Genomic DNA, 26,779 nt, shown 5'->3' with positions numbered 1-26,779 from the left:
CCTAAACACCAACCTTTGCACTCGTGTGGTCGCGTTCCAGCTGGACGTGCGCGCGCATCAGCTCGCCGGGGTTGGTCTGGGCCGCCAGCAGCGAGAGTTCACCGCACAGCACCGTCGCCGCCGCGATGACGGCGAGGCGGCGCGCGTTCTCCCCGGGCGCGCGGTCGGCCCGGCAGCCGAGCCGGGTCAGGTTCGTCTCCACGAAGGCCAGGCCCTTGCCGTTGCCGACGGTGCCCACGATCAGGTTGGGCAGGGTGCAGGCGAAGTAGAGGTCGCCGTCGCGGTCCTCGGCCATGACCACGCCCTGGGATCCCTCGACGATGTTGGCGGCGTCCTGGCCGGTCGCCAGGTAGAACCCGAGGAGCATGTTCGCGAAGTGGGCGTTGGCCGAGCGGATACCGCCGGCCAGGAGCGTGCCCAGGAGGTTCTTGCGGAGGTTGAGCTCGGCTATCTTCGCGGCCGTGGTGTGCAGGACGTCCTCGACCACCGCCCGCGGCACGAGCAGTTCGGTGACGACGTTCTTGCCGCGCCCCAGGATCCCGTTGACCGCGGTGGCCTTCTTGTCGGTGCAGTAGTTGCCCGAGATCGACCCGTAGGAGATGCCGGGAACCGTCTCGAGCAGATGCCCCAGCAGCGCGTCGGAGGCGAGGGTGGCCATGTTGTGGCCGGAGGCGTCGCCGGTGGAGAACTCGAAGCGGATGAACAGCAGGTTGGCGTTGATCTCGTGGCGGATGCCGATCAGTTCGGCGAACCTGCTGCACCCGCGCACCACGGTGCGCAGCTCGTCGATGCGCGCCTCGATGGTCCGCGCGGCCGTGTACGCGGTCTGCGCGTCCGTCGCCTCGACCAGGACCGAGCGGGTCATCCGCTCGTCGACGAGGGTGGCGACGATGCCCTGCTCGGCGAGCATGGACACCTTCGCGCCGCGGCCCACCGAGGGCCACAGCGGCGACTCGTAGGTGGCCAGCGGCACCTGGGTCTCGGTGGTGGCGACGTTGCCCGATATGCGGACCGGACCGACCCACTGCATCGGTACGCCGGCGATCGCGTGTGTGTCGGTCATCGTGTGCTTCCCGTCATCTGGTGGAGGGCGTCGGTGGAGTCGGTGGCGGCGGAGCGCCGGGCGAGGCGGCCGGTGTCGATGCCCCGGTCCGCGCAGAACTCGCGCAGCGAGCCGTGCACCAGCACGTCGCAGCGCGTCAGGTCGGCCGGGGTGCGCGCGCCGAGCATGGTCTGCAGCGCCGCCAGCTGGTCGAGCCAGGTGGTGATCTGGGTGACGAGCGCCGCGACGCCGCCGTCCATGAGCGTGCGCAGGAACCCGCCCGACACCCCGACGGCGCGGGCGCCGAGCGCGAGGCTGCGGGCGACGTCGAGCGGATGGCGCACCCCGCCGGAGGCGAGCACCGGCAGGCCGGCGCCGGTGCTGTCCAGCAGGCAGGCGGCGGTCGACTGGCCCCAGCCGTGCAGGTAGGCGTAGTCGGCCAGCTCCCGGCGCCCGTTCTCGATGCGCGCGAAGTCGGTGCCGCCCCGCCCGGCGAGATCGGCCACCGGCACGCCCAGGTCCTTCAGCAGCAGGACGCTCTGGCGGCTCAGACCGTTGCCGACCTCCTTGACGATCACGGGGACGTCCACGCCGGCGGTGATCTTCTCGATCTGCCCGGCCCACGCCGCGAACGACCGGTCGCCCTCCGGCATGGGGGTTTCCTGCGCGGTGTTGACGTGGATCTGCAGGGCGTCGGCCCCCAGCAGGTCGACGGCGCGCAGCGCGTCGTCCACCGAGGTCGTGGCGTTGATGTTGGCCATCACGAACCCGTGCGGGTTGTGCGTGCGCAGGACACGGAAGGTGTCGGCGCAGGAGGGGTCCTTGAGGTAGGCGTTCATGGAGCCCGAGGCGATGGCGACGCCGCTCTCGCGGGCGGCGGTGGCCAGATCCCGGTTGATGGCGCCGGTCTTGGCGCTGCCGCCGGTCATGGCGTTGATGTAGAGCGGGGCCTGCCACCGGATGCCGGCGAAGGACGTGGCCAGCGAGACGTCGGGCCGGTCGATGCCCGCCAGGGCGTGGTGGACGAACGACACCTCGTCGAACTGGTTGAGGCCACTGTGCGCACGGTGCTGCTCCATGGCCAGGCGGACATGGTCGTCCTTGCGTTGAGCGCTGCTCATTCCTCGTTCCTTTCCGGGGCGGACGCGACGGACAGGGGCTGAACGCCCGCCGCAGCCCACCGCTGCCGTACGTGCGCGATGTCGTGCCCGGCCGCGGCGTCCAGCAGCGCGATGCCGCAGTCACCGCCGCCCGCCCCCGAGGGCTTGGCCGCGCCGCCGACGGCCTCGGCCGCCGCGCACAGCGCCGTCAGCTCGGGGGTGAAGATGCCGAGGCGTTCCTCGGCGTCCAGGCGGGCCAGCTCCTGACGGGCGCGCCGGATCTGGTGCAGCAGGGCGTCGTCGTCACCGCTCTCCAGCGCGTCCACCGCGGCGGTCACGAAGTCGGTGCTGGTCTTGATGAACTCCTGGTGCGAGGCGCTGCCCCGCCAGGTGCGCCGGTGCAGGCCGGCGACGAGCGAGGTGGTGGACGCCGGACGGCCGGTCCAGCCGACCTCCAGACGCAGGCCGCGCGGCGGCGGCAGCGGACGCACCCCCAGGCCCGGCCAGGGCGCCCGCAGGGCCTCCCCGACGCCCCGGCGCTGCGCCAGGTCGAGCACGAAGGCGCGGTCGGGCGCCCGGTAGGCGATCCAGCCGCCCCAGGTGCTGGCGGCGAGATCACCGCCGGAGCCCTTGGGGTCGATACGGGCGGCGGCCAGCAGCGCCAGGCGGAACCGGGAGGCGGACGACAGCTCCATGCCGTGGTGCGCCGCGACGGCCGCGACGCTCGCCACGCTCACCGCGCCGCTGGACCCCAGACCGAACTTCGTGCCCTGCTCGTGCAGGTCACTGCTGACCGAGATGTCCAACCGGGGTGCGGGCGCTCCGCGTTCGGCCAGCAGACGGGCCACGGTCTCGACGGCCGACACCACGTGGGCCGCCGCGCCGCGCACCCGGTGCTCGTCCTGCCCGGCACACACCTCGAGCCGGTCGTCGCGCCACTGCCAGCGCATCGGCCGCGCGACCAGGTCGGAGGAGATCACCACGCCCGGCTCGTCCGCGGCGCGGACGCGGACCGTGACCGACCGGCCCACCGCCGTCACGATCGCCGGGGTGCCGGGCTCCACCACGGCGTACTCGCCCGCGACGAACAGCTTGCCCGGCGCGCGCCGCACGACCGTCCGCCCGCCGCTCATCGCCCGTCGCCGGTCAGCAGGCGGGCGCCCGGCCCCGGCCGGGCGATGTGCACCGCGGCGCCCCGGGCGGCGCCGCGCACCACCGCGGCCACCCGGCCCGCGTCCGCGCCCCGGCACAGCACCTTGACGTTCGGCCCGGCGTCCATCGTGGCGTACGCCGCCACCCCGTCCCGGCGCAGCTGGAGCACGCTGTCGAGGACCATGAGCGTGGCCGGGGCCAGATAGCGCACCGCGGGCCGTGCCGCCAGCATCGTGGCGTGCATGCCGAGCGCGTTGCGCTCCGCGATCTCACCGACCGCGTCGAGGTCGGCGCGCAGCAGCGCGGCCCGCATCGCGACGAGGTCGTCCTTGCTGGAGGCGGCCCACGGCCCGTACAGCGGCGAGGTGGCGACGGTGCGCCGCATCGCGTCCCGGCTGGAGACCGTCTTGGGCCCGGCGTCGACCACCGCGATGACCAGTGCGGGGTCGAGACCCGCGGCCGGCACCGGCTCGGCGTAGGAGCCCAGGTCCGCGCCGGCGCCGCTGCCGGTGCCCGCGTGCCAGACGGCGAAGCCGCCGAAGACCGACCGGGACGCCGATCCCGAGCCGCGCCGCGCGAGCCGCGACAGGGCGGTGGCGTCGAGGCGAAGCCCGTAGGCGGCGGCGGCCGCGGCCGCCAGGGCGGCGAACCCGCTGGCGGAGGAGGCGAGCCCCGCCCCGGTGGGGACGGTGTTCTCGGTGTCGACGACCGCCCGCACGGACAGCCCCGCCCGGTCGCGGACCAGGTCGAGGAAGGCGACGACGCGGCGCAGCGCCTCACCCGTGGCGGGCACGCCGCCCAGGCTCACCTCGTCGCGCCGCGCCGCGGCGTCGAGCCGGACCCGGGTGGTCGTGGGGAAGATGTCCAGCGTCATCGACAGGCTGTCGGTGCGGGGCAGGACGAGTTCCTCGTCGCGCTTGCCCCAGTACTTCACCAGCGCGATGTTCGGGTGCGCGACGGCGGCGGCCCCCGCCGCGCCGTGCGGACCGGAGCGGTGCACCACGGCGGTGTGCTGTTCAGACATGGTCGGCGAGCCTCCTCAGCGGGACGACCCACGTCTGCGCGGCGCCGGCCTCGTGCAGTCGGACGGTGACGTTCCTGGCGTGCTCCGGCCGGGTCAGCGCGATCATGCAGCCGCCCAGCCCGCCGCCGGTGATCTTCGCCCCGAGGCTGCCCGCGTCCAGCGCGGCCTCGACCATGGCGTCGATCAGGCCGGTGCTCAGCCCGGCCGCGCGCAGCAGCTGGTGATAGCCGGTCAGCTGCGCACCGACGTCGGCGGCCCGGCCCTCGGCGAGGGCCGCCACGGCCGCGTCGACGAACGCGGTCGCGCGGCGCAGGAACCGGTCCTGGGTGCCCTCGCGCCGCAGGCCCTCGCGCAGCAGCCCGACCGCCTCCTTGGTGCTGCCCGCGGTGCCGCTGTCGGCGACGACGAGCAACGTGTCGCAGCCGAGCCTGAGTTCACGGGCCTGACCGGCCTGGAACAGCAGCGGCGCCGACGCGCCGACGGCCACGGCGTCGACGCCGCTGGCCCGCCCGTGCGCCATGTTCTCCGCCGTCTGCACCAGATCGAACGCGGCCGCCTCGCTCAGTTCCCGGTCGAACAGATCGGCCAGGGCGAGCGCGATCGCCCGCGACGTGGCCGCGCTCGAACCCAGCCCGCGCCCGGGCGGGATGGCGCCGTCGACGATCACGTCGAGGCGCGGAGCGTCGCTCACGCCCAGCTGCGCGGTGAAGGCGGCGGTCAGCTCCCGCAGCCCGTCGGAGGCCTGCGTCACCATCGCCCGCGACACCGAACCGGTCATGGCGAAGGACAGGCCGCCCTGCGCGCCGGCGGCGTCCGGAGGGTCGGCGGACCACCCGGCGCTCGCCGTGGCCGACAGCTGCGGGATCGGCACCGCGATCGCCGGAGCCCCGTACACGACGGCGTGCTCCCCCAGCAAAATGGCCTTGGCGTGAGCGCGACCGATGCCGACGGAGCGAGCCCGGTGGTGTGCCGAGACCCCCGCCACAGAGGTCGGTAGAGTCAACGCACTCAGCTCCCCTTCTCGTTTCTGCAGTGAAAATCGGACTGGCCGTCCGCGCACCGGACTTCCCCGGCGCGCCAAGGGCGCCGCGGACGGCCGCAGGGCCTCGGGGACGGCGGCGCGCACCGCGCCGGCCGGCCGGCCGCGCCCCGCCGGGAGCCGGGCGCGCCGAAGCCGCGCCGGCCCGGCGGGAGAGGGAACCGGGAACGGCGCCGGCCGCAGGGACCAGGGCGCCGCACGCGCCGCCGCGCCGGCCGCGGGGGACCGCCCGCGCCGGACGGCGCCGGGCACACGGACAGCACCGCGCCGTACACCGGCAGCCGGCGCTCATCTGGGAGGAGCGGGGAGATCACACCCGCCCGGCCGCACCGAAGAAGTTTTCGGGCAGCGAAAATGTGCATCGATAGTGACACGGGGGTGCTCCCACGCCAAGGACACCTCAAAGTGACCTGGGTCACTTCGCCAGGGGGCGGGGCGGGCGCACCGCACAGGGTGCAGCCCCGCGCCCGGGCCCGCACGCCACGGGCCCGCACGCCGCGGGCACGCACGCCCGGCAGGGGCAGCCGACGGGACACCTGCCCGAAGCCGCCGGCGCCGGTCAGCGGGGGAGCCGTGACGGACGGGGAGAACGCTGCATGGCGATCTTCGTGAGCTCGTCGATGTCGAACGCGGAACGGCAGTTCGGCGCGCCGTAGCGCGTGATCTTCCCCCGGCTCACCCACTTGCGGATGGTCGCCTCGGACACCCCCACCGCGAGCGCGGCGACATTGGTCGGCACGAGCCGGTGACGCGGCGGGTTCGTCATGCCCCGGCCCCCTCGCGCTGCTGCAGCTCCATCAGATGCCGCAGACCCAGCCACTCGCGCATGTCCCACACATGCCCCATCGAGCACTCCAGACGGCCCGGCCGTGCCCGCTCGCCCCCGCCCAGCGAGGTGCTGATCGTCCCCGAGCAGCGGTCCACGACACACCGGCGGATCGCCGTACGCAGCTCCCCGGAGCCGGGATCGATCGTGCTGCGCAGCTCGGCCGCCAGCGCCTCCACCTCGTCGGCGAAGTCGGCCGCACAAGGCTGCGCCACCAGCCACGCCACATGCTGCGCCAGGAACCGCGCCAACTGCGGCACGGACCGGCCCGGAACGGCCACCGCGTGACTTTCGGCGACCACCTCCGCCCAGGATCCGAGCGTGGTGACAAGACGGTGACGGGCGTCGAGCACCGCGACGTTCAGATGATCCCGACTCCGGCTTCCCGACACCTTCGTGGGGTTGCCGCGCCGGGACGTCGGCGACGCGTGGTGCAGGCACTCCTGGTGCAGGGCGGGCAGCGCCCGCAGGTCGCGCTCCGCCTGACCGGCGCAGCGGGCACACAGGACGGATCCGTCGGCGGCGCCGCCTTCATGGGCGTGATGTCTGGGGCACGGCTGTACCGTCATCGCATTCTCCTCCGTGAGGTGACACGGCCCGCGGCCGCACGGCCCGAGACGGGGCTGGACAGCCGAGCCGCAACACCCCCGCGAAACAAGGGCAGTTCCGCTCGGCCTGAGGGCCGGACGGCCTCGGTCGGTGCGGCGCACGCAGCTGCCCCGCAGGGCCCTTCCGCACCCGACGAACGTAGCGACGGCTGCTGGAGGCCCGGTCCAGCCGCGTTCGTGCCCGCCCCGCGCAGCGCCCCGCCCGCCCGCCCCTTCGAGCCGCGTTCCACCCGGACCCGAGCGCCTGCGCCGAACGTGGCGCGGGAAGGACGGACACCGAACCCGGCGGGCACCCCGCCCCGACGCGGCCCCGGCCCCTACGTATTCGGCCACCCGGCCCTGCCCGCCACGGCAGGGGCGCCGTCCGCGCACACGCGCACACCCCGGGCGGCCCCCGAGGACCCCGGCCCGACGGCGGCGGCCCGGACCGCCCTGCCCGCACACCCCGGCACGCCAGGGGAGCGCACCCACCGACCCGGCCGGCCGCGCGGCCCGCGCCGACGGCCCGGCCCCGAGCCCGAAGGCAGACGCATGACCTCCTCGCCCGCATCCCCGACGGCACCCGCCCCCGCCGCCCACCTCGACGCCGGACTGCTCTCACCGGTGCGCGCGGGCACCCCCGTCGAGGCGGCCGTGGGCGACCACGCCTGGCTCCAGGCGATGCTCGACGCGGAGGCGGCCCTGGCCCGCGCCCAGGCCCGCTGCGGCACGGTGCCCGCCTTCGCCGCCGACGCCATCACGGCCGCCGCCCGCGCGGACCTGTTCGACGTCCGCGAACTGGCCCTGGCCGCACGGGAGACCGCGAACCCGGTCGTGGGCCTGGTCAAGGCGCTGACCGCGCTCGTCGCCCAGCGCTCCGCCGAGGCCGCCGAATACGTGCACCGCGGCTCCACCAGCCAGGACGTCTTCGACACCGCAGCGATGCTGGTGGCCCGGCGGGCACTGCGCCTGACCGTCGCGGACCTGCGGACGGTGGCCGACGCACTGGCCGGCCTCGCGGCCGCCCACCGCGACACCGTGATGGCCGGCCGCACCCTCGCCCTGCACGCGGTGCCCACCACCTTCGGACTCAAGGCCGCCGGATGGCGCCAACTGGTCCTGGACGCCGCCGACCGGCTCGAACGCGTCGCCCGCGACGGACTGCCGGTCGCCCTCGGCGGCGCGGCCGGCACCCTCGCCGGCTACCTCCAGTACGCGGGCCCCGACGCGGACCCCGCGGCCGTGCTCGACGACCTCGGCACCGCCTTCGCCGCCGAGACGGGCCTGACCGCCCCCCTGCTGCCCTGGCACGCCCTGCGCACCCCCGTCGCCGACCTGGGCGCGGCGCTCGCCCACACCGCCGGCGCCCTCGGCAAGATCGCCGCGGACGTCCTCGTACTCACCCGCACCGAGGTCGGCGAAGTCGCCGAGCCCGCGGCCGCCGGACGCGGCGCCTCCTCGGCCATGCCGCACAAACGCAACCCCGTCCTCGCCACCCTGATCCGCTCCGCGGCCCTCCAGGTGCCCGCACTGAGCACCGTGCTGATGCAGTGCCTGCCCGCCGAGGACGAACGCTCGGCCGGGGTGTGGCACGCCGAATGGCAGCCCCTGCGCGAGGCCCTGCGCCTCACCGGCGGCGCCGCCCACACGGCCGTGGAACTCGCCCGCGGACTCACCGTCCACCCCGAGCGGATGCGCGCCAACCTCGAGGCCACCGGCGGCCGGCTCGTCTCCGAACGCGTCTCGGCCGTCCTGGCCCCGCACCTGGGCCGGACGGCCGCCAAAGAACTGCTGACGCAGGCCTCGGCGCTCGCCTCCCGCACCGGCCGCCCTCTGGCCGACGTGCTGGCCGAACTCCCGCAGCTGGCCGGCCTGCTGAGCCGCGACGAGGCGGCCGCGCTGCTCGACCCGGCCCGCTACACCGGCGCCGCCGGCCCGCTGGTCGACCGCGCACTCACCACACCGGCCACCCCGCACACGGCCCGGGCGGACCAGCACTAGACGATCCGCCCCCGCCCCGCCGCCCGGGCCCCCGGCCGCCCGCGGTTCCCGGGCCCGGCCCACCCGGCGGACGGCGGACCCCGGGCACCGCGCGGTCACCGGCGGCACCGGGCCGGTCGGACCCGGGCAGGTCGTCGCCGGCGCTCCGGCCGGGTGGTGGCGCGAGAGGAGGGCCGGGGTCACCCCGGCCCTCCTCTCGCGCTGCGGCGCCGTGCGGGGGCGTCCCGGCCGCATCGGCCGCACCCCGTGCTTCACCGGGACGGCAGGCCACGGCACCCGCAGGCGCCGGGCCGGTCAGGCCCCAGACGCAGACCGGACAGCCCGGATGTCGGACCGCCCAGATGTCGGCCAGCTCAGATGTCGGCCAGCTCAGATGACGGACGGGGCAGCGCAGTTGACGGACGGGGCAGCGCAGTTGACGGAACATCAGCTCCGGTGGGCTAGCGTCTGCCGGTGGTGTCGTGTTCCAGGATCTGTGACAGCGCCTGGGCCAGTACGCCGGCCGGGTCGTCGGCCGCGCCCGTCGAACGCCACGCGACGTGGTGGTCGGGGCGTACCAGGACCGCGCCGTCGTCCGTGATCTCGCGCACCGCCGCCCAGCCGCCGTCGACGTCCGCGTACGGCGCGCCGTCCCCGATACGGGCCACGGTGACAGGCACGGCGAACTTCTCGGCGACCTGCCCGGCGGCCTCGGCCCAGGGCGCGCCCCCGGGGCCGGTGATCAGGACGAACGCGGTCGAGGCCCCGACCAGGTCGTGGGTGGACACGCGCTGTCCGTCGCGCTCGATCCACGCGTGCGGCAGCCGGTGCCCGGGGCGGGTGGTGGGGCGGTAGGCGTCGCCCATGGGCGAGCGCGGCTGGGGCCGGCTCCCGTCGGGGACGAGCGCGCCCTCCTCGTAGGCGAAGCCGATCTCCAGGTCGTGCGCCTGGCATTCGGCGCGGTGGGTGTCGAAGAACTCCGCCGCCCTGGCGCGTGTGACGGCGCCGATGGCGGAGGGGGCGAAGTAGGTGGTGAACGCCGACGAGCGGCGCTGCGGCGGGACGTGCGGGCCGAGGCCGAGCGCGGCCTCCGTCATGACCCGGTGGTGGAACCAGGTCGCCAGGCCCCATTCGACGTTGCGCCGGCCCAGGGCCCGCCGCTCGGCCTCGTAGGTGTCCAGCAGGCCGTCGTCGGCGCGGCCGTCGAGCACCGCGGCCAGCTTCCAGGCGAGGTTGTGCACGTCCTGGATGCCGCCGTTCAGGCCGAGCCCGGTGGTGGGCGGCTGGCGGTGGGCGGCGTCGCCGACGATGAGGACGCGGCCGGCCCGGTAGCGGTCGGCGAGCACCCCCTCGACCGTCCAGTGCGACACCTTGTGCACCGTCAGGTCGAGACCGGGCAGGCCCAGCACCGTGCGCATCCGGTCGGCGATCGCCTCGTCGTCGGAGCGGTCCACGTCGCCCAGGCTGAAGGTCAGTCCCCACTCCTCGCAGTGCCGGCCCCAGGTCGGCCCCATCTCCAGCAGCGCGCTGCTCAGGTCGGGGCGGTAGGGGTTGACGAACCAGGTGATGAGGGAGCCCTCCCGCCACCACTTCGACAGGTCCGCCGAGAAGTAGGCGGTGGTGACGTCGGCCATGTCGAACACGCCCTGCATCTGCACGCCGAGCGCGGGGCCGAGGGTGCGGCCGCCGTCGGCGGCGATGACGTATCGCGCGCGGACCCGGGTGACCTCGCCGCTCTCGCGGTCGCGGATCTCCGCGACGACCCGCTCGTCCTCCTCGGCGAAGGAGACCAGTTCGCGGGAGAAGAGGATCCGGCCGGGATTGCGCTCCTCGGCCTGCCGCCGCAGGATCGGCTCCAGCCGCAGCTGCGGCAGCTTGACCGGCAGCACGGGGCCGTCCGCCGCGTACAGCGCGGTCAGCGCGCCGCCGCCGAAGGCGTCCATCTCGTGGATCACCCGCGCGTCCAGCGGCCCGTCGCCGGTGAGCGTGGTCTGCCAGCGCACCCGCCCGAACTGGCCGGTGGTCGAGGCGTGTTCGACGACCGCGTCGTAGACGCCGTGCTGGCGGAAGATCTCCATCGTGCGCTGGTTGACGTAGTGCGCCTTCGGCAGGATCGACGTGTCCGCGTGCCGTTCCACGAGCATGTGCCCCACACCGTGGTCCGAGAGGAAGACGGAGGCGGACAGGCCGCAGCCACCGCCGCCCACGATCAGGACCGCAACCTCGGTCTCCTCCATATTCGGCCTTCCATCAGGTGAGGGCCCCGTGCGGGGCGTCGGACGATCACGAACGACCGCGGCCGGCGGCGGACGGAACGCGACATCGGCTCGGCCGGGAAGCCGTTCGGGCATGCGGCGGTGGCCCCGCCGCGACGACATCCGACGCGTCCGGCGCCGCGGCCCCCATCATCGGCCTGCCTGATTGGCCCGCACTATCTCCCGGCTTGGTGCCGGGTTGGCGCCGCCGCACCGAGACCGACGCCCGCCCGCACGGCGCCACCGGCACACGACCCGCCCCCCCGGAAGCCCGTACCGCCACCTCCCCGAGCCCGCACCGCCGTATCCGTGAGCCCGCACGCCGTAGTGCCCCGCCCGTACGGGGCGACAGCCATCTCCTCGGCCCCCGGCCGCCCCGGTCGCCGCGCGCTCTTTCGTGGCCGGCCGACGCCCGCACCGCACGGCCGCCCCCGGTTGCCAAGCAGGCGCCAAGTCGCGGAACAGCGCCAGCCAAGTCCCGTCACCGACTCTTGGCCGCAATCCCAAATGCGTCCTGCCGTGGCCCCGGCGGGGGAGCCGCAACGACATGTCAAAGGAGCACGGCATGAGACCACTGAATGCACCGCGTCCGGCCCCGTTGCCGTGGCCGGCCGGCGTCGATCCCGATCACGTGCACCAGGCCGTGTCGCGACTGCGGGACAACGTCATCGACAGGGTCGACGCCGACGGCTCGATACGCGGCGAATGCCACAGCCGCGTCCTGGAATCGGCGCTCGCGCTCACCTTGATGGCACGCATCGGCGCGGCCTCGCCCGCCCGGGACCGCGTGCTCGCCTTCCTGCAGGCGCGCCTGGACTCCCCGCAGGAATTCGACCGCGTCCTGGCCACGCTCGCCGTCTCCACCGCGGTCCACCGGGCCCCCGACGGCGACACCGACCTCATCGAGAAGCTGACCGACGCCGTGCTCGGCAGCGCACCGGAGTTCATCTCCGCCCGCCGCCGCAAGATGCTGTACGCCGTGCTGTCGGTCCTCGGATGCCCCCTGCCCTCCGATGTCGCGCCCGCGCCGGACGAGGCGGCGCCCACCGACCCCACGCACTCCTGGAACGTCGTCCAGCAGGCCGCCGTCACGCTGATCCTCGCCAACGCCGCCAAGGTGCACAACCCGGCGACCGAAGCCGCCCTGACCACGCTGACCGCCACGGACCCGGCGACCACGGTGTGGGAGGGCTACGTGCTGATGCACCTGCTGACCCTGCACGCGCTGGCCGGTGTCCCCGGGCAGGAGGCGACCGTGCGCGGCGGACTGGACAGCGTGCTGCGCCACCAGCGCGACGACGGCGGCTTCCCGTTCATCGCGGAGATGCACCACTGGTGCACCGCGACCGCCGGCATCGGCCTCGCCGCCACCGGCGCCCCGCCGGAGCTGCTGCGCCGGATGGCGGGCACCCTCGTCCACCACCAGGGCGGCGCCCCGCTGCCCTCCCTGTCGCGCGGCGCCGCCCTCACCGGCGGCTGGTCGATGTCCCCCGGCGTGGCGCTGAACGACGTCGACTGCACCTCGTGCGCCCTGGAGTTCATCCAGGAGACCGCCCCGGTCCGCTTCCACGGCGCCGTCCGCAGCGGGGTGGACGCGCTGCTCGCCGTGCAGGGCGAGGACGGCGGCTTCCCCACCTACGTCGCCGGCGCCCGCGGCGAGCCGTGCATGACGGCCGCGGCGGTCAACGCGCTCGCCCCGCACACCGACACCGTGGCCGCACGGCAGCGGGCCCTGGACTTCCTCGCCGAGAGCCAGCTGCCCGACGGCGGGTTCGAGCCCGGGTGGAGCCGCAGCCGCCTGCACACGATCTTCCGCGCGCGCCTCGCCGTGGGCACCGCGGACGCGGACGACCGCCGCATGGCCGAGGTGGCCCGCCGCATGGAGCAGTCGGTGCGGGCCACGCAGAACGCCGACGGCGGCTGGGGCATGCAGCCCGGCGACGCCAGCGACGCCATCAGCACCGCCTACGGGCTGATCACACTGTGCTGCGGCGACGAGGCCCGGCCCGTCGGGCGCGCCCTGTCCTGGCTGCTCGACAACCAGGACGCGGACGGCGCGTACAGCGGGCCGCCGGACATGGTCGGCCCCCGCCCCTTCCCGTACTACGTCTCCGTCCTGACCCAGGCTCCCGTGCTGCTCGCCTTCGGTCACGTCCGCTCCCGGGTCCCGGGCGCGGCGCCGCTTCCCCAGGAAGTGGCGTGAGCGGGCGTCCACGCCACGGCGAGCAGGCCGGGGACGGGACCGAGCGGCCGTGCCGGCCCGGCCAGGACGACCGGCAACTATGTAGCAGCAGCGTCAGGAAGCGCTCGAGGCATGGAGGAAGCAATGTCCAAAGCCACTGAAGTCGACCGTGTGTATGCGGCTGTGGAGAAGGCGGCAGCCCTGGCCGGCACTGTATGCGCGGGTGACAAGGTGCGACCGGTCCTGACCGGGCATCAGGACCTGCTGGACGAGGCCGTGATCGTCTTCTCCATGACCGCCAGCGGCAGTCATTCCGGCGGTCTCGACCTCAGCATGACCGTCCCCGCCGATCACGTCGACCCGTACTCCTTCGCGCTGTCCGAAGGCCTGATCGAGCCCACGGACCACCCCGTCGGCTCCGTCATCTCCGACTTCCAGGAGCGCTTCCCCGTCGGCATGTACGGCATCGACGTCGATGTCGCCGGAGGCTTCAAGAAGGCCTACGCGGCCTTCCCCTCCAACGACGTGCACGACCTGGAGAAGCTCTTCGACCTGCCGTCCATGCCGCGCGCGGCGGCGGAGAACGCCGAGCTGTTCGCCCGCTACGGCCTGGACCGGGTCACGGGAGTCTCCGTCGACTACAAGCGCCACGAGCTGAACCTCTACTGCGACCGCGCCACCACGGCCCCTCTGGAGGCGGACTACATCCAGTCGATGCTGCGGGAGATGGGACTGAAGGAAGTCGGCGAGCAGGGGGTGGAGTTCGCGAAGAAGTCGTTCGCCATCTACCCGACCCTCAACTGGGACTCCTCGAAGATCGTGCGGATCTGCTTCGCCGTGATCACCACCGACCCCGAGACGGCCCCCACCAAGTCGGAGCCCGAGCTCGGCCAGATGGCGCAGTACGCCAACACCGCCCCGTACGCCTACGTCGGCGAGCAGCGCGCGCTCGTCTACGGACTCGCCCTGTCGCCGGAGAAGGAGTACTACAAGCTCGGCGCCTACTACCAGATCAGCGACTACCAGCGAAAGCTGGTGAAGGCGTTCGACAACCTCCCGGAGTAGCCCCGCCCGCACCTTTCATGACGGGCCGTCAGCCACCGGCTGGCGGCCCTGCGGCGAGCCCGGATCCCCGCCGCAGGCGCGCCGCTCACGCGGGCCCTTCCGGCCGGGCGAGGCCGGCGAGGTGGGCGGTGCGGCCCCACTGCGCGAGCCGCAGATGACGCCCGTCGCCCCGCCAGTGCGTGACGGAGGCGTGGGGCACCGGCGGCAGAGCGTGCGGGACCGGCGCGCCGAGACCGGCCAGCACATGGCGCAGGGCGATGACGATCGCGTCGTGCGCGACGAGCAGGACGCGCCGGCCGGCCGCGGCCCCGGCCAGCTCGGAGGTGAAGTCCCGTACACGCAGGGCGACGTCGGCGAGCGCCTCGCCGCCCGGCGGACGGTACGACCACTCGCCCAGCAGTGCCCGGCGCGCGGCCTCGGCCGGCGCCCGGGCCGCCAGCGCGGCCGGCGGGTGCAGCTCGAAGACGCCCATCTCACGGTCGCGCAGCCGCTCGTCGACCAGCACCGGCACGTCCGGCGCCGCCGCGGCCATCGCCTGCCAGGTCTGCCGGGCGCGCACATAGGGGGAGCAGACCACCAGGTCCGGCCCGGCACCCGGAGCGTGTCCGGCGAGCCAGCCGGCCAGCGTACGAGCCTGGGCCCGCCCCAGCGCGGACAGCGGGACGTCGCTGTCGCGTCCCGTGACCGGCAGAGCGGCCGAGCCGGTCCGCCCGGCCTCGGCGAAGGCGACGTTGGCGGTGCTCTGCCCGTGCCGCACCGCCCACAGCGCGGCCAGCGCGGACGCCGGCAGCAGGGCCCGCCCGGGCCCGTCGGCCCGGCCCGGCACGGCTGTCCCGGACTCGTCCGGTGTATCGCTGCGCGATGCGGACATGTGCGCTCCCGTCGTCGGCCCCCACCCCTGATCATGACCCGGAGCCGTCGCGACGCACCGCCGCCGCAGCGACGGCTCCCGGCGGCGGACGATTCCCTCCGCGGCCCCTCGAGCGGTGCCTGCTGCAGGCACCGGCGGCAGGCACCGGCGGCCGGGGGAGACCCGGCCCCTTCTCCCCGGCCGGCGCGGCGTGTCGCATGCCGCGGCGGACGGCGCACCGGCGCGGCGCCCAGGTCCGCCGCTCACCTGGGAGCCGCGGTCCGCTGCGCCGTCCGCCGCTCTCCTGCGGGCACATCCGCTCGCGCACGAAGCGCCGCGCCGGCCCTGCCGGCCGCTCGCCGGTCGGCCAGGACCGGCGAGCGGCCGCCAGGACCGGCGGGGGAGAGGCAAGCGGCCGCCAGCCGTGAGGCGCCTCCCGCAGGTGCGCGCGTACGCCTCGCCCTGTCCGGAGCGGGCCGGGGTGGCCGCCGTCACCGCGACCGTGGCCTCGCCGACAGCACCGGCCCGGCTCCGCCGACAGCGCCCGGCCCGGTCCCCGCAGGCGGGGCGTCACCGGGCCGGGCGCGGGGGCGGTGGTGGTGGCGTCATGGCGTCCCGTGGCGGCCGGCGGCGGCCGGGGTCAGCGACGGCCGGGCGTTGAGCTCGGCCACCTCGCTGTCGGCCATTTTGCGGTAGAACTCCATGATCTGGGCGAGCATGCCGCGGTTCAGCATCGCGGGCCCGGCGGCGCGCTCCATCGCGCGGCCCGCGTGGACCACGTTCGCGGTCGCCTCCAGGCGGGCGCTCTCGTACGCGGCGAGCCCCGCCGGCACGTCGTCGCCCGCCCGCGCCAGTTCGTGGGCGAGGACCCGCGCGTCCAGGATGGCCTGGGACGCGCCGTTGGCCCCGGCGGGATACATGGGGTGGGCGGCGTCGCCGAGCAGCGTCACCCGGCCGCGGCCCCAGGAGGTCAGCGGTTCGCGGTCGACCATGGGGTATTCGAGGATGTGGTCGCTGCGCTTGAGCAGCTCGTGCACGTCGAGCCAGCCCAGCGACCAGCCGTCGTAGTGCGACAGCGCCTCGTCCAGCCGGCCCGCGCGGTAGTCGTCGGCCGTGTCCACCGCGCCGTCCTCGGGCAGCGGGCCGGGTTCGGCGACGCGCACCAGGCAGACCCAGTTGACCCGGTTCCGGCCGATCGGGTACGCGACCAGCGAGGCGGTGCCGTCGCTGGCGACCACCATGGACCGGCCGGTCAGGAAGGGCTCCTCCATCACCGTGACGCCCCGCCACATCCGCTGGCCCGACCAGGACAGCGGCCCCTCCTTCGGGTGGAGCCGGGTGCGCACCGTCGAGTGCAGTCCGTCCGCACCGATCAGCGCGGCGCCCTCGAACGTCTCGTCGGTGTCCCTGGCCCGGTCCCGCACACGGACGCGGACGCCGTCGGGGTGCTCGGTGAAGTCCAGCAGCCGCAGGCCGGTGCGCACGGCGTCGGGGCCGAGCCGTTCGCGGACCCGCTCGAGCAGCAGCTGCTGCAACTCGCCGCGGTGGATGGAGTACTGCGGCCAGTGGTAGCCCACGGACTTCCCGCGCGGCTCGGTGAAGAGCCGCTCGCCCGCGCTGTCGCAGAACACGTGCTCGGCCGTGGCCACGCCGAGGGCGGCGAGGTCGTCGCCCAGGCCGAGTTCGATCAGCTCGCGGACCCCGTGCGGCAGCAGGTTCATCCCGACGCCGAGCGGGCGGATGTCGCGGGAGCTCTCCAGCACGACCGCGTCGATGCCCGCGGCGTGCAGGCTCAGCGCCGCCGTCAGTCCGCCGATCCCGGCGCCGGCTATGAGAACAGGCGCCTTGGTCATGTCGTTCATTTCGCCCCCAGGGGTCGGGAATGGCTCAGGCCGGATCCGGCGACGGCACGGGCCTCCCGGGCACGCGGGGATTCTTCGGTGTCCCGCCATGCTCCGGAAGGCCCTGCTCGCAGCCCTGTTACGTGCGGATCACCGCACGCTCTGCGCGTGGTTGAACAGGTTGTACGGGTCGTACTTGTCCTTGATCCTCATCAGCCGGGGATAGTTCTCGGCGTAGTAGGACCTCTCCCAGTTCGGGTCGCGCGGGTCGTAGAAGTTCAGATAGGTCTCGCCGTTGGAATAGGGGTCGATCACCTCGAAGCCGGTGTCGGCGAACCGTTCCGCGGAGGCCACGGTCTCCTCGGAGACCGGCCCCGTGTAGTTCGCGGCGAGGAAGGCGATCGAGAAGATGGTGTCGCGGTGCACGAACGCGGTGGCGTCGCGCGGCACGGTGTTGGCCTTGCCGCCCATGGTGACGAGCTGCAACTGGCGCATCTGCCCGGGATGCCGTTCGTTGTCGAAGACCGAGAGCACCTTCGACCATCCCTCGTGCGGCAGCGGCTCGCTGAACAGGCGGCTGCGCCAGATCCCGTACTCCATCCTGGGGACCAGGCCGCCGGGCACCGTGCCCGTGCGGTGGCACTCGTCGACCGTCTTGTCGTCGCACTGGTAGAAGCCCATCATGACCTGCTGATACGGCGCCTTGACCGGCTTGCGCGACGCCGGGGGGCGGCCGACCAGGGAGATCAGCCGCTCGACCTCGCCGGCCAGGATGCCGCTGGTGTCCACGGAGCCCATGAAGACGGACACCACCGGCACCTTGCCCGGCGCGGCGTCCATGAGCGTGATGAGCAGCGCGCTGCCGATCGCCCACGGCGCGTCGGCCTGCCACTTCGACCAGCCGTCGAACAGCTCCAGCGCCTGGTCGTAGGGCCACAGCAGCGTGCAGGTGTCGAGATCGGTGAGGGGTTCGGGGGTGATGGTGTAGGAGGTCACGACGCCGAAGTTGCCGCCGCCGCCTCCGCGTACGGCCCAGAAGAGGTCGCTGTGCTCGTGCGGCGAGGCGGTGACGACCCTGCCGTCGGCGAGGACCACCTGCGCCTTGGTCACGCTGTCCGTGGCCATGCCCATGGCCCGGGTGAACGGGCCCGCGCCGCCGCCCTGGAGGAACCCGCCGGCCGCGACGGTGGGGCAGTAGCCGTCGGCGATCGTCAGCCCGGCCCGTCCGAGCCGGTCGGTGATGTCGACGAGCTGGGCGCCGGGGCCGAGCTTCGCGGATTCGGGGCCGAGGGAGATCCCGTTCATCCTGGACACGTCGATGACGAGGCTGTCGGGCTTCGTGGAGTAGCCGCCCGCACAGTTGCCGCCGCTGCGTACGGCGATGGGCACGCCGTGGTGCTCGGCGAAGCCGAGACACAGCGCCACGTCGGAAGGAGAGGTGCAGTAGGCGATCGCCCGGGGGTGGATGTCGTCGAACTGGGCGAGGTAGAGCTGCTTGGCTGTCGGGTAGCCCGCGTCGGACGGCAGCACCAGCCGGCCCCTGAGATGGTGGCGCAGCCGGTTCCACTTGCTCCCGGGTGAGGACCGGGCGAACGCGGGGCCGGAGATCCCGGCCACTGCCAGTGCCGCTCCGCCCGCACCGACGAGGAAGGATCGCCGATTGACCATGCGCTGTTCCTTTCATGGGGGGAAGTTCGGGCCGCCGGGCACGCAGGGTTCTGGCGCACTCTGCCGGTAGACCGTCCGGCTGCCGCGAGACCGCGTGGCGCACGCCAGACGTGCGGCCCCCGCGGACTCCGTTTTGATGCCGCCGAGAGCGTATGAGCGCGGGCTTGGCGGCGACTTGTCCGCGGACTGGCGCCGGCTGGGCAGCCCGCGGCACCCTCCCCGATCAGCCCGTCCGCCACCGCACCGCCCCCGCACACCGGCACGCCCCCGACACCCCTCCGCCCCCGGCCCGCCCCCACCACCGCCCCGCCACGGTCATCCGCTTGCCGGCGACGGCCCCGCTGCCGCGCCGGCCGTGCGGCCCGCGGCTCCCGCTCGGCGCACCCGACCTCCCCGGCGCGTCCGCCGTCACGCGGCGGTGAAGTCCGCCCCCGGGCGACGGCCCCGCCGCCGCGGGCCCCGCGGGCCCCGCGGGCCCCGCGGGCGTGCCGCGGGCACAGCGGAGAGCTCCGGCCGCGGGCCGCCGGCAGGGCAGGGGTTCCGGTTGCGTGCCGCGGGCACGGCAGAGGGCTCCGGCTGCGGGCGGCGACCAGGGCAGGTCGCCGTCCGCGGCCGGAGCCCCGGGGTGCGGTCCGCCGGGCACGGCAGCAGCCGTGGCCGGGCGGGGTTGGGTCAGAAGAACCGGTAGGACCCGATCGGGGGCAGCTGCTCCATGGTCAGCGGCTCCGCGAGCCGGTCGCCCTTGAGTTCAGCCATCACGTCGGTGAACGCCGACAGGGCGGTGAGAGGGCCGGCGGTGTCGTCGACGAGGTCTGCCAGCAGCAGACAGCTCGCTTCGTCCTGCAGCCTGCACCAGGTTCGACTTCCGCTCCCCGGGCTGAAACCCGGGGATTCCTGCCACGGTCGGCCGACCGTCTCGGTGGGTTCCTGCTTCGCCGCGCTGGGCCGGTACGAGTACCGGTCCTGCCTGCGCTCCACAGGCTGATACCGCCGGTCCGGCGGCCTGGGCGACGTGGACCGCCGCGTTGATGCCCCGGTCGAGGACGGCCCCGCAAGCCCCGCATCCCCACACGCGGAGGTGCAGGGGTTCGGGGCCGTCCTCGACGCCGCACGGCGAGCAGACCTGGGAGGCCGGCTCGAACCGTTGAATGTGGAGGAAGCCGCGGCCGAAGGCAGGCACGGGTTCTTCTGCGGCCCGCCGGGCACGCAGCCCGGCGGTGTACGTGTCAGGCCCGGGCCGTCTCGGGCTCCGACGGCTTCCCGGCGGGCGGGGCCGGGGGCGCCTGGAGCGGGCCGCGGCGCATCAGCGTGCCGCAGATGACGGCGCCGGCCGCGAAGATGCCGGCGCACCACCAGAACGCCGTGGTGTAGCCGTGGACCGTCGCGGTGTGGATCAGCGGCAGCGTCGGCCGGCCCTGCGCGTGGCCCTCGATGTAGTCGGTCGTGGAGCTGGTCGCCACCGTGTTGAGCAGCGCCAGGCCGATCGCGCCGCCGATCTGCTGGCCGGTCTGGATGCTCGCCGAGGCGATGCCCGCGTCGTACGGCGCCACGCCGGAGGTGCCGGTGCGGAACGCCGAGGCGAAGATGAGGCCCATGCCGCCACCGGCGATCATCAGCGGGCCCAGCAGCGCGGACGCGTAGCCGGAGTCCACGTCGATGCCCGTCAGCCAGACCATGCCGGCCGAACCGAGCAGCAGACCGGCGGTGACCAGCGGCTTGGGGCCGAACCGCGGCATCAGCTTGATGTTGCCCACGTTGGCCGCCACCGCGGTGAGCGCCACCATCGGCAGCAGCGCCACACCCGACCTGATCGCCGAGTAGCCCAGGGTGCTCTGCATGTAGTAGATGACGAACAGGAAGATGCCGTACATGGCGGCGCCGACGATCAGCATCGTCAGGTACGCGCCGCCCCGGTTGCGGTCGAGGACGATGCGCGGCGGCAGCAGCGGATGCGCGGCCCGGGTCTGCCAGCCGGCGAAGACGATCAGCAGCACGGCGCCGGCGATCAGGAAGCCCCAGGTGGAGGGCGTGCCCCAGCTGTGCGTCGAGGCGTTGGAGAAGCCGTAGACCAGGCAGAACATGCCGCTCGACACCATGATGACGCCCGGGACGTCCAGGCGGGCGCCCGGCGACTTGGGCTGCTTGGCCATCAGCAGCGCGCTGCCGGTCGCCGCGATGACGACGAACACCAGGTTGATGTACATGCACCAGCGCCAGGACAGGGAGGAGGTCAGCGAACCGCCGATGATGAGCCCGAGGCCGCCGCCGCTGGCCGCGACCGCGCTGAAGGCGCCGAAGGCCTTGCCGCGTTCCTTCGGATCGGTGAACGTCGTGACCAGCAGCGCCAGGGCGGCCGGCGCCAGCAGCGCGGCGAACACTCCCTGGCAGGCGCGGGACGCCGCCAGCATCCCGAAGTTGGTCGCGGCGCCGCCGACGGCGGAGGCGCCCGCGAAGCCGACCAGCCCGATGAGGAAGGTCTCCTTACGGCCGATCAGGTCGACCAGCCGCCCGCAGAACAGCAGCAGGCTGCCGAACGCGAGCAGGTACGCGGTCACCACCCACTGCCTGTCGGAGTTCGTGAACCCCAGGTCCTCCTGCGCGGAGGGCAGCGCGAGGTTCATCACCGTTCCGTCGAGGACGACCATGAGCTGCGCGACGCAGATGACGGCGAGGATGAGCCAGCGCCGGGGGTTCCTCCCCTCGGTTCCGGCTGCCTCGGTAGCGGAGGCTGCGCTCTGTGCTGCCACGATCTTCTCCTTTTCGTTTCGGACCGACGTGAGGTGTCCCGTCCCTCGTACGACAGGTGGGGCGAGCGGAATGTGACATGGCCCCGGGCGGTCCGGCCGGATCGCGGCGCCCGGGCGGCTCCAGGGCCACCGCCCGGCCGGCCGCCCGCTGGCCGTCGGCGCCGGTACGGGCCACGGCGACCGGGACCGGGACCGGGACCAGCCCGGGACCGGAACCGGGACCGGGACCGGGACCAACCGGGACCGGCAGGTCCGGTCGTGGCCCGCGCGTCCTGCGCGTCCTTCGCGACCCGCGCGTCCTGTGCGGTCGCACCGGCCGCTGCGCCGCGTGCGGGCCGTGCCGCCGAGCGGCGCACCTGCCCGAGGGCATCGCGCAGCGGCGGCGCGCCGGTGGGGGCGCCCGCACCGGGGCGGGTGGCGGCATGTGCGGGCCGGGGGAGCGGGGGCCTCACGGATCCCGCGGGCGGCCGCCTTCTCGTCTCCTCCCCGTCAGGTCCGTGCCGGTGGAGGAGCACCTCGCGCGCGGGCGGGGCGGTGTGCCCGCGGTCGTTTCCGACGCGCCCGCGCGGGGTTCCACCAGCAGGTGGCCGGCACCCCTTCTTCTTTCGGCTGTGCCGAACACGGGGTGCGGAGCAACAGCGTGGACCAGGGGCCTTGGCCGGGACTGTACGGGCGGTTGGCGCCCGCTTGACGGCGGACCGGGTGAGGTGATGTGCGCCACACCGCGCGGGGACGATGTCACATTTCCGGGTGCCGGGCGGGTCTCCCTTCGAATGCATCCGCACGGAGAGGTCCGAAGATGTCCTACCCCCCGCCGGGCCAGAAGACGGCCCTGTCCCGGGGCGGCCCGCAGGAGGCGGCATCGGATCCCGCGGCGGGCCGCGGCGAAGACGCGCACCGGCACGCCGGGGACGGCGACGGGTGCGGGCGGCCTCCCCGGACCGCGGCCCCCCTCGGACACCCCGCGCCGGCAACCCGCCCGCGCGCCCACCGCGTCCACGAGCACGGCGACGCCCGCGACCACGCCCACCCGCGGCGCCTTTGCCGTGAGCCCGCCCCGGCGAGCCGCCGGCCGGTGAACCCGCGGTGCGGGGCCGCCCTCGGCACCGCCGCCGAGGCCCGCAGCGCCGACGGCGCTGCGCCGGCAGGAATGTCCCAAGCCACCACCCGGGCGGCCACCGCCCCCGGCCCCGTCCCGGACGGCCGCCGGGTGCGCGGGCTCCGCGGCGATGCCGGCACCGGCCGACTCCCACACCACGAGTGATCACTCAGGAGTGACACATGCTTCGCACCATGGCTTCCCTGCCCAGCGGCAGGGTGGCGAAATGGGTCGTCCTCGCCCTCTGGGTGGCCCTGCTGATCCCCGCCCTCGCACTCGCCGGCAAGCTCGGCGACGTGCAGAAGAACGACAGTTCGGCCTGGCTGCCCGCGAACGCCGAGTCGACCAAGGTCGTCGAACGGTCCGAAAAGTTCCAGCGCTCCGACACCATGCCCGCGATCGTGATCTACGACCGGCCCGCAGGCGTCACCTCCGCCGACATGGACAAGGCCCGCGCGGACGCCGAAGCCTTCGCGAAGATCAAGAACGTCGCGGGCCGCCCGCAGGGACCGCTGAAGTCCCAGGACGGCATGGCCATCCAGACCGTCGTCCAGGTCCAGAAGGACAAGAGCGGCTGGAACGGCGTCAACGAAGTCGTCACCTCGATGATCGACGTCGGCAAGAAGGACGCCGGCGGCCTGGGATTCCATGTCACCGGACCGGCCGGCCACGCGTCCGACTCGATCGAGGCCTTCGGCGGCGGAGGCAGCCTCACGGCCATCACCGCACTGGTGGTGATCGTCATCCTGCTGCTCACCTACCGCAGCCCGGTGCTGCCGCTGGTGCCCCTGCTGACCGCGGGCGTCGCCCTGAGCGCCTCGGAAGCGGTGATCTACCTGCTGGCGAAGAACGCCGGACTCACCGTCAATTCCCAGACCAGCTTCATCCTGACCGTGCTGGTGTTCGGCGCCGCCACCGACTACGCGCTCCTGCTCACCTCGCGCTACCGCGAAGAACTGCGGCTGCACGAGGACCGGCACGAGGCGATGGCGGAGGCCCTGCGCCGCTGCAGCCCGGCGATCATCGCCAGCGCCGCCACCGTCGCGGTCAGCCTGACCCTGCTGATGCTGGCCACCCTGCGCTCCACCCAGGGACTCGGCCCGGCCTGCGCCATCGGCATCGCCGTCGGACTGCTCGCCATGATCACCCTGATGCCGGCCCTCCTGGTCATCTTCGGCCGCTGGATCTTCTGGCCCGTCAAACCCGCCTACGGAGCGGCCGAGACCGCCCGGGAAGGCATCTGGACCCGGGTCGGCACCGCCATCTCCGGCCGGCCGCGGACGGTGTGGATCGGCACCGCGGTCGTCCTGGGCGCCATGGCCGTCGCCATGGTCGGGCTCAAGGCCGACGGACTGTCCACCACCGACCAGTTCACCGACAAACCGCAGATGGCCGTCGGCCAGGAGATCCAGGCCGAACACTTCCCGGCCGGTTCGGGCGACCCCCTCTACGTCGTCACCAAGGCCGACTCGGCGGAGCGGGTACGCACGGCGCTGGCCGACGTCCCCGGCATCGCCGACGTCGCCCCCGCGGTGGTCAAGGGCGACGACGCCCTGCTGGCCGGAGAACTCCAGGACGCCCCCAGCAGCTCGGCCGCCCTGGACACCGTCCAGCGCGCCAGGACCGCCGTCCACGGGATCGAGACGGCCGACGCCCAGGTCGGCGGCAACGCGGCGATCACCCTCGACACACGGGACGCTGCCACCCGCGACTCCAAGGTGATCATCCCCATCGTGCTCCTCGTGGTCTTCCTCATCCTCACCCTGCTGCTGCGGGCGGTCGTCGCCCCGCTGCTGCTCATGGCGACGGTGGTGCTGTCCTTCGCCGCGGCCCTGGGCGTGAGCAGCCTGATGTTCAACCACGTGTTCGGCTTCGCCGGGGCGGACGCCTCCTTCCCGCTCCTGTCGTTCGTGTTCCTGGTCGCCCTCGGCGTCGACTACAACATCTTCCTGGTCACCCGGGTCCGCGAGATCACCGAGGAACACGGCACCCGGCGCGGCGCACTGGAGGGCCTGTCCGCGACGGGCGGGGTCATCACCTCGGCGGGCCTGGTGCTGGCCGGCACCTTCGCGGCGATGGCCTCGCTGCCGCTGCTGTTCGCCGCCGAACTCGGCTTCACGGTGGCCTTCGGCGTGCTGCTGGACACCCTGATCGTCCGCTCGGTGCTGGTCACCGCGCTGACCCTGGACGTGGGCCGGTGGATGTGGTGGCCCAGCAAGCTCTTCGCGCGCCACGACGGCACCCCCGCCGCCCCGGCCGGCAGGCCCGACCGCGAACCCGCCCTCGAAGGCAGCTGACGCCCCGCGGCCACGCCCCGCGCACCCGGCCTCCCGGCACCCGCCGGGCGGCCGGGTGCCGGAACGCGGCCCGGGCGCGGCCACACCCCGGCCCTCAGCCCAGCCCCGGCGCCTGGCGCAGGATCTCACTCTCGAGATGCCGGAGCGAGGGACTCGGATCGATCCCCAGCTCCCGCGCCATCCGCTGGTGATGGCTGCGCAGCACCGCCAGCGCGTCGGCCTGCCGCCCGGCCCGGTACAACGCCAGACCCAGCAGCTCACAACCGTATTCACGCAGCGGATGGGCGCGGGTGAAGGCCGCCAGTTCGGACACGGCGACCTCGTGCGCGCCCACCGCGATCAGCGCCGCACAGCGTCCCTCGGTGGCCGACAGCCGCAGCTCCTCCAGCCGCACCCGCTCCGGAGCCACCTGCGCGGTGTCGGCCACCTCCGCGTAGGCCTGCCCGCGCCACAACGCCAGCCCCGCCTCGAACGCGTCCAGCGCCCGCCGCAGATCGCCCCGGTCCAGCGCCTGCCACCCGGCCGTGGCCCGCTCGCCGAAGCGGCGGGCGTCGACCTGCACGGCGCGGCTGTCCAGCAGATAGCCCCGGCCCCGCGTGCGCAGCACCGTCGCCGGCCTGCGCGGCGCGCGCTCCGGCTCCAGCACCCTGCGCAGATTGGCCACATACGCGTGCAGCGACGTCATCGCCGACGGCGGCGGCTGCCCCTCCCACAGCTCCTCCAGCATCACGTCCACCGACACCGGCCGGCCCACCTGGCTGACCAGCAGCGCGAGCGCGGCACGCTGCTTCGGCGCTCCCAGATCCACCGCCCGGCCACCGACGGCCGCCTCCACCGGACCCAGCACCCGCAACTCCACCCCGGCCGCGGACACCTCCGGTGACTCCCGCGGCCGCGCCGGCGCCCTTCCCGCCGAGGGCGACGGCGCACCCCGGGAAACGGCGTCGGCGTCGCCCTCCGCACCGTCACCGCGGCCCCTGCTCTCGCGGCCGGCGCGGGGCAGGGGGAGGGGGAAGTCGAGGTCGAGCGCCTTGGCGAAGTACCTCGTCAACGTCTCGTTCACCCGCCGCAGTTCGCGCACCTCGCGCTCCAGCTCGGCGATGCGGCGCGTCTCGCCGCCGCCCGCAGGCCGTTGCCCGGGAATGACGTACACACCGCCCCGGCGGCCCGCCGGGGACCCGAACCCTGCTGCGCGGGAGTCGACTTCGTCGTTCGTGGTCTCTGGGCCTTTCAGCATTCTCACTCCTCTGATCACGCGGCCGGCCAAGCCGGCGCCAAGCCGGCGGCAAGCGGGGTGCGCCACATTGGGGAACCCGCACAGGCCGCACGGGCGGCACGGGACTCCCCGCACGCAAGGGAAGAAGCACGGGCACGCGACGCCGTGCGGACCGCCGGCGAGCGCCCCCGCAGCACGTCGACTCGCGGCACAGGCCTGACGACCGCCGCGAAAAGGGGTTCCGGGAAGCGACCGGAGCCGACGGCGCTCGCGCGCGGCCGTGACAGGCCGGGCACGTCGGGGTGTGCGCCGCCGACGCGCGCGACGGTGTTCGCGCGCGGCCCGGGACCGGTGCGAGCGTCCGGAGGCTGGAGCGGGCCCGCGCTCCTCGGGGGGTCAGCAACGCCTACGGCTCCCGCCGTGGACACGGCTCCAGCTGTTCGGCGGCCGCCGTCTCGCGGCGCAGTCCCTCACCCGGCGGGCGGCGCGATTTCGGGCAGGGAAGGCGTGCCCAGAGTGTGACACGGCGCTCAGCATCGCGCCAAGAGCCCTCGGAACGTGACCTGCCCCACGCCGGCCGGCTCTCCCGAAAGGGCTCCCGCTCCGCACCGCGCACCCCGCCGCCCGGCCGGCCGCAGCCCGCCGACCACCCGCCCGCACAAACGCAACTTCCTTCGTTCGAGGGCAGGTTGAGGCAGTGACACGGTATCCGGGGCGATGCCTGGTTGCGGCGGCGCCCGGTGGGCGCCCCGGTCCGTTTCCCCGCACGTGTGCTCCGGACGTCATGAGGTCCGCTGGGTGGCCCGGAT

18 protein-coding genes and 1 pseudogene are annotated in these 26,779 nt (G+C 74.3%); 4 read left to right on the top strand and 15 right to left on the bottom strand.

Features of this window, described 5'->3' with window-relative positions:
- Nucleotide 1: 1 nt before the first annotated feature.
- The 7 genes from J2X68_RS38530 to J2X68_RS38500 form a co-directional block, all read right to left on the bottom strand.
- Nucleotides 2-1,063, bottom strand: coding sequence for a hydroxymethylglutaryl-CoA reductase (locus J2X68_RS38530; protein WP_310437276.1), 1,062 nt, complete (start codon nt 1,061-1,063; stop codon nt 2-4).
- Nucleotides 1,060-2,163, bottom strand: coding sequence for a type 2 isopentenyl-diphosphate Delta-isomerase (fni, locus tag J2X68_RS38525; RefSeq protein ID WP_310437275.1), 1,104 nt, complete (start codon nt 2,161-2,163; stop codon nt 1,060-1,062). Before fni ends, J2X68_RS38530 begins: the two co-directional genes overlap by 4 nt.
- On the bottom strand, nt 2,160-3,275 hold the full coding sequence (locus J2X68_RS38520) for a phosphomevalonate kinase (protein ID WP_310437274.1): 1,116 nt from the start codon (nt 3,273-3,275) through the stop codon (nt 2,160-2,162). The genes fni and J2X68_RS38520 overlap by 4 nt, the downstream gene beginning before the upstream one ends.
- A complete protein-coding gene (mvaD, locus tag J2X68_RS38515; RefSeq protein ID WP_310437273.1) occupies nt 3,272-4,318 on the bottom strand; it encodes a diphosphomevalonate decarboxylase in 1,047 nt (348 codons plus the stop codon). The genes J2X68_RS38520 and mvaD overlap by 4 nt, the downstream gene beginning before the upstream one ends.
- Nucleotides 4,311-5,303 carry a mevalonate kinase gene (gene mvk / locus J2X68_RS38510; protein ID WP_310437286.1) on the bottom strand — a complete coding sequence of 331 codons (993 nt, stop codon included), beginning with the start codon at nt 5,301-5,303 and terminating at the stop codon, nt 4,311-4,313. Before mvk ends, mvaD begins: the two co-directional genes overlap by 8 nt.
- A 613-nt stretch (nt 5,304-5,916) precedes the next feature.
- Nucleotides 5,917-6,123, bottom strand: a complete 207-nt coding sequence (locus J2X68_RS38505; protein WP_310437272.1) for a hypothetical protein — start codon at nt 6,121-6,123, stop codon at nt 5,917-5,919.
- Nucleotides 6,120-6,752 (bottom strand): hypothetical protein, encoded by a 633-nt coding sequence (locus tag J2X68_RS38500; protein WP_310437271.1) that lies wholly within the window; start codon nt 6,750-6,752, stop codon nt 6,120-6,122. Before J2X68_RS38500 ends, J2X68_RS38505 begins: the two co-directional genes overlap by 4 nt.
- A gap of 570 nt (nt 6,753-7,322) precedes the next feature.
- Here J2X68_RS38500 and pcaB point away from each other — a divergent pair.
- A complete protein-coding gene (gene pcaB, locus J2X68_RS38495; RefSeq protein WP_310437270.1) occupies nt 7,323-8,771 on the top strand; it encodes a 3-carboxy-cis,cis-muconate cycloisomerase in 1,449 nt (482 codons plus the stop codon).
- Between the two features lie 440 nt (nt 8,772-9,211).
- Here the strand turns inward: pcaB and J2X68_RS38490 are convergent, their stop codons facing one another.
- Nucleotides 9,212-10,987, bottom strand: a complete 1,776-nt coding sequence (locus J2X68_RS38490) for an FAD-dependent monooxygenase (protein ID WP_310437269.1) — start codon at nt 10,985-10,987, stop codon at nt 9,212-9,214.
- A 583-nt stretch (nt 10,988-11,570) separates the two neighbouring features.
- On the opposite strand from J2X68_RS38490, the gene J2X68_RS38485 reads away from it, so the two are divergent.
- Together J2X68_RS38485 and J2X68_RS38480 are read left to right on the top strand one after the other, a co-directional pair.
- Nucleotides 11,571-13,208, top strand: a complete 1,638-nt coding sequence (locus J2X68_RS38485) for a terpene cyclase/mutase family protein (protein WP_310437268.1) — start codon at nt 11,571-11,573, stop codon at nt 13,206-13,208.
- A 123-nt stretch (nt 13,209-13,331) separates the two neighbouring features.
- Entirely contained in the window at nt 13,332-14,252 is a 921-nt protein-coding gene (locus J2X68_RS38480; RefSeq protein WP_310437267.1) for an aromatic prenyltransferase, read from the top strand.
- Between the two features lie 85 nt (nt 14,253-14,337).
- On the opposite strand, the gene J2X68_RS38475 is transcribed toward J2X68_RS38480, so the two are convergent.
- The 6 genes and pseudogenes from J2X68_RS38475 to J2X68_RS38450 form a co-directional block, all read right to left on the bottom strand.
- Nucleotides 14,338-15,123, bottom strand: a complete 786-nt coding sequence (locus J2X68_RS38475) for a histidine phosphatase family protein (RefSeq protein ID WP_310437266.1) — start codon at nt 15,121-15,123, stop codon at nt 14,338-14,340.
- A gap of 584 nt (nt 15,124-15,707) precedes the next feature.
- On the bottom strand, nt 15,708-16,964 hold the full coding sequence (locus J2X68_RS38470) for an FAD-dependent monooxygenase (RefSeq protein WP_310437265.1): 1,257 nt from the start codon (nt 16,962-16,964) through the stop codon (nt 15,708-15,710).
- 129 nt (nt 16,965-17,093) lie between these two features.
- Complete coding sequence (locus tag J2X68_RS38465) at nt 17,094-18,611, bottom strand: FAD-binding oxidoreductase (RefSeq protein WP_310437264.1); 1,518 nt, start codon at nt 18,609-18,611, stop codon at nt 17,094-17,096.
- Between the two features lie 672 nt (nt 18,612-19,283).
- On the bottom strand, nt 19,284-19,589 hold the full coding sequence (locus J2X68_RS38460) for a hypothetical protein (RefSeq protein WP_310437263.1): 306 nt from the start codon (nt 19,587-19,589) through the stop codon (nt 19,284-19,286).
- Between the two features lie 88 nt (nt 19,590-19,677).
- Nucleotides 19,678-19,791: pseudogene (locus J2X68_RS38455) on the bottom strand (hypothetical protein); the annotation flags it as partial.
- A gap of 46 nt (nt 19,792-19,837) precedes the next feature.
- The gene (locus J2X68_RS38450) at nt 19,838-21,358 is read right to left on the bottom strand and encodes an MFS transporter (RefSeq protein WP_310437262.1); all 1,521 of its coding nucleotides are present in this window, start codon (nt 21,356-21,358) and stop codon (nt 19,838-19,840) included.
- 1,281 nt (nt 21,359-22,639) lie between these two features.
- Here J2X68_RS38450 and J2X68_RS38445 point away from each other — a divergent pair.
- The gene (locus J2X68_RS38445) at nt 22,640-24,754 is read left to right on the top strand and encodes an MMPL family transporter (protein ID WP_310437261.1); all 2,115 of its coding nucleotides are present in this window, start codon (nt 22,640-22,642) and stop codon (nt 24,752-24,754) included.
- A 94-nt stretch (nt 24,755-24,848) separates the two neighbouring features.
- Here the strand turns inward: J2X68_RS38445 and J2X68_RS38440 are convergent, their stop codons facing one another.
- A complete protein-coding gene (locus J2X68_RS38440; protein ID WP_310437260.1) occupies nt 24,849-25,991 on the bottom strand; it encodes an AfsR/SARP family transcriptional regulator in 1,143 nt (380 codons plus the stop codon).
- Nucleotides 25,992-26,779: the final 788 nt, after the last annotated feature.

Source organism: Streptomyces sp. 3330 (assembly GCF_031456635.1).
In the GTDB taxonomy this organism is placed as follows: domain Bacteria; phylum Actinomycetota; class Actinomycetes; order Streptomycetales; family Streptomycetaceae; genus Streptomyces.
Note: the sequence above shows the minus strand (reverse complement) of the source record. Positions and strands in the feature narration are given on the sequence as shown.

Bases quoted from the DNA above. Each gene is read 5' to 3' on its own strand.
- pcaB (WP_310437270.1), top strand. From the start codon at position 7,323: ATGACCTCCTCGCCCGCATCCCCGACGGCACCCGCCCCCGCCGCCCAC.
- J2X68_RS38500 (WP_310437271.1), bottom strand. From the start codon at position 6,752: ATGACGGTACAGCCGTGCCCCAGACATCACGCCCATGAAGGCGGCGCC.
- mvaD (WP_310437273.1), bottom strand. From the start codon at position 4,318: ATGTCTGAACAGCACACCGCCGTGGTGCACCGCTCCGGTCCGCACGGC.
- J2X68_RS38445 (WP_310437261.1), top strand. From the start codon at position 22,640: ATGCTTCGCACCATGGCTTCCCTGCCCAGCGGCAGGGTGGCGAAATGG.
- J2X68_RS38465 (WP_310437264.1), bottom strand. From the start codon at position 18,611: ATGGTCAATCGGCGATCCTTCCTCGTCGGTGCGGGCGGAGCGGCACTG.
- J2X68_RS38490 (WP_310437269.1), bottom strand. From the start codon at position 10,987: ATGGAGGAGACCGAGGTTGCGGTCCTGATCGTGGGCGGCGGTGGCTGC.
- J2X68_RS38475 (WP_310437266.1), bottom strand. From the start codon at position 15,123: ATGTCCGCATCGCGCAGCGATACACCGGACGAGTCCGGGACAGCCGTG.
- fni (WP_310437275.1), bottom strand. From the start codon at position 2,163: ATGAGCAGCGCTCAACGCAAGGACGACCATGTCCGCCTGGCCATGGAG.
- J2X68_RS38480 (WP_310437267.1), top strand. From the start codon at position 13,332: ATGTCCAAAGCCACTGAAGTCGACCGTGTGTATGCGGCTGTGGAGAAG.
- J2X68_RS38470 (WP_310437265.1), bottom strand. From the start codon at position 16,964: ATGAACGACATGACCAAGGCGCCTGTTCTCATAGCCGGCGCCGGGATC.
- J2X68_RS38485 (WP_310437268.1), top strand. From the start codon at position 11,571: ATGAGACCACTGAATGCACCGCGTCCGGCCCCGTTGCCGTGGCCGGCC.
- J2X68_RS38520 (WP_310437274.1), bottom strand. From the start codon at position 3,275: ATGAGCGGCGGGCGGACGGTCGTGCGGCGCGCGCCGGGCAAGCTGTTC.
- J2X68_RS38530 (WP_310437276.1), bottom strand. From the start codon at position 1,063: ATGACCGACACACACGCGATCGCCGGCGTACCGATGCAGTGGGTCGGT.
- J2X68_RS38505 (WP_310437272.1), bottom strand. From the start codon at position 6,123: ATGACGAACCCGCCGCGTCACCGGCTCGTGCCGACCAATGTCGCCGCG.
- J2X68_RS38440 (WP_310437260.1), bottom strand. From the start codon at position 25,991: ATGCTGAAAGGCCCAGAGACCACGAACGACGAAGTCGACTCCCGCGCA.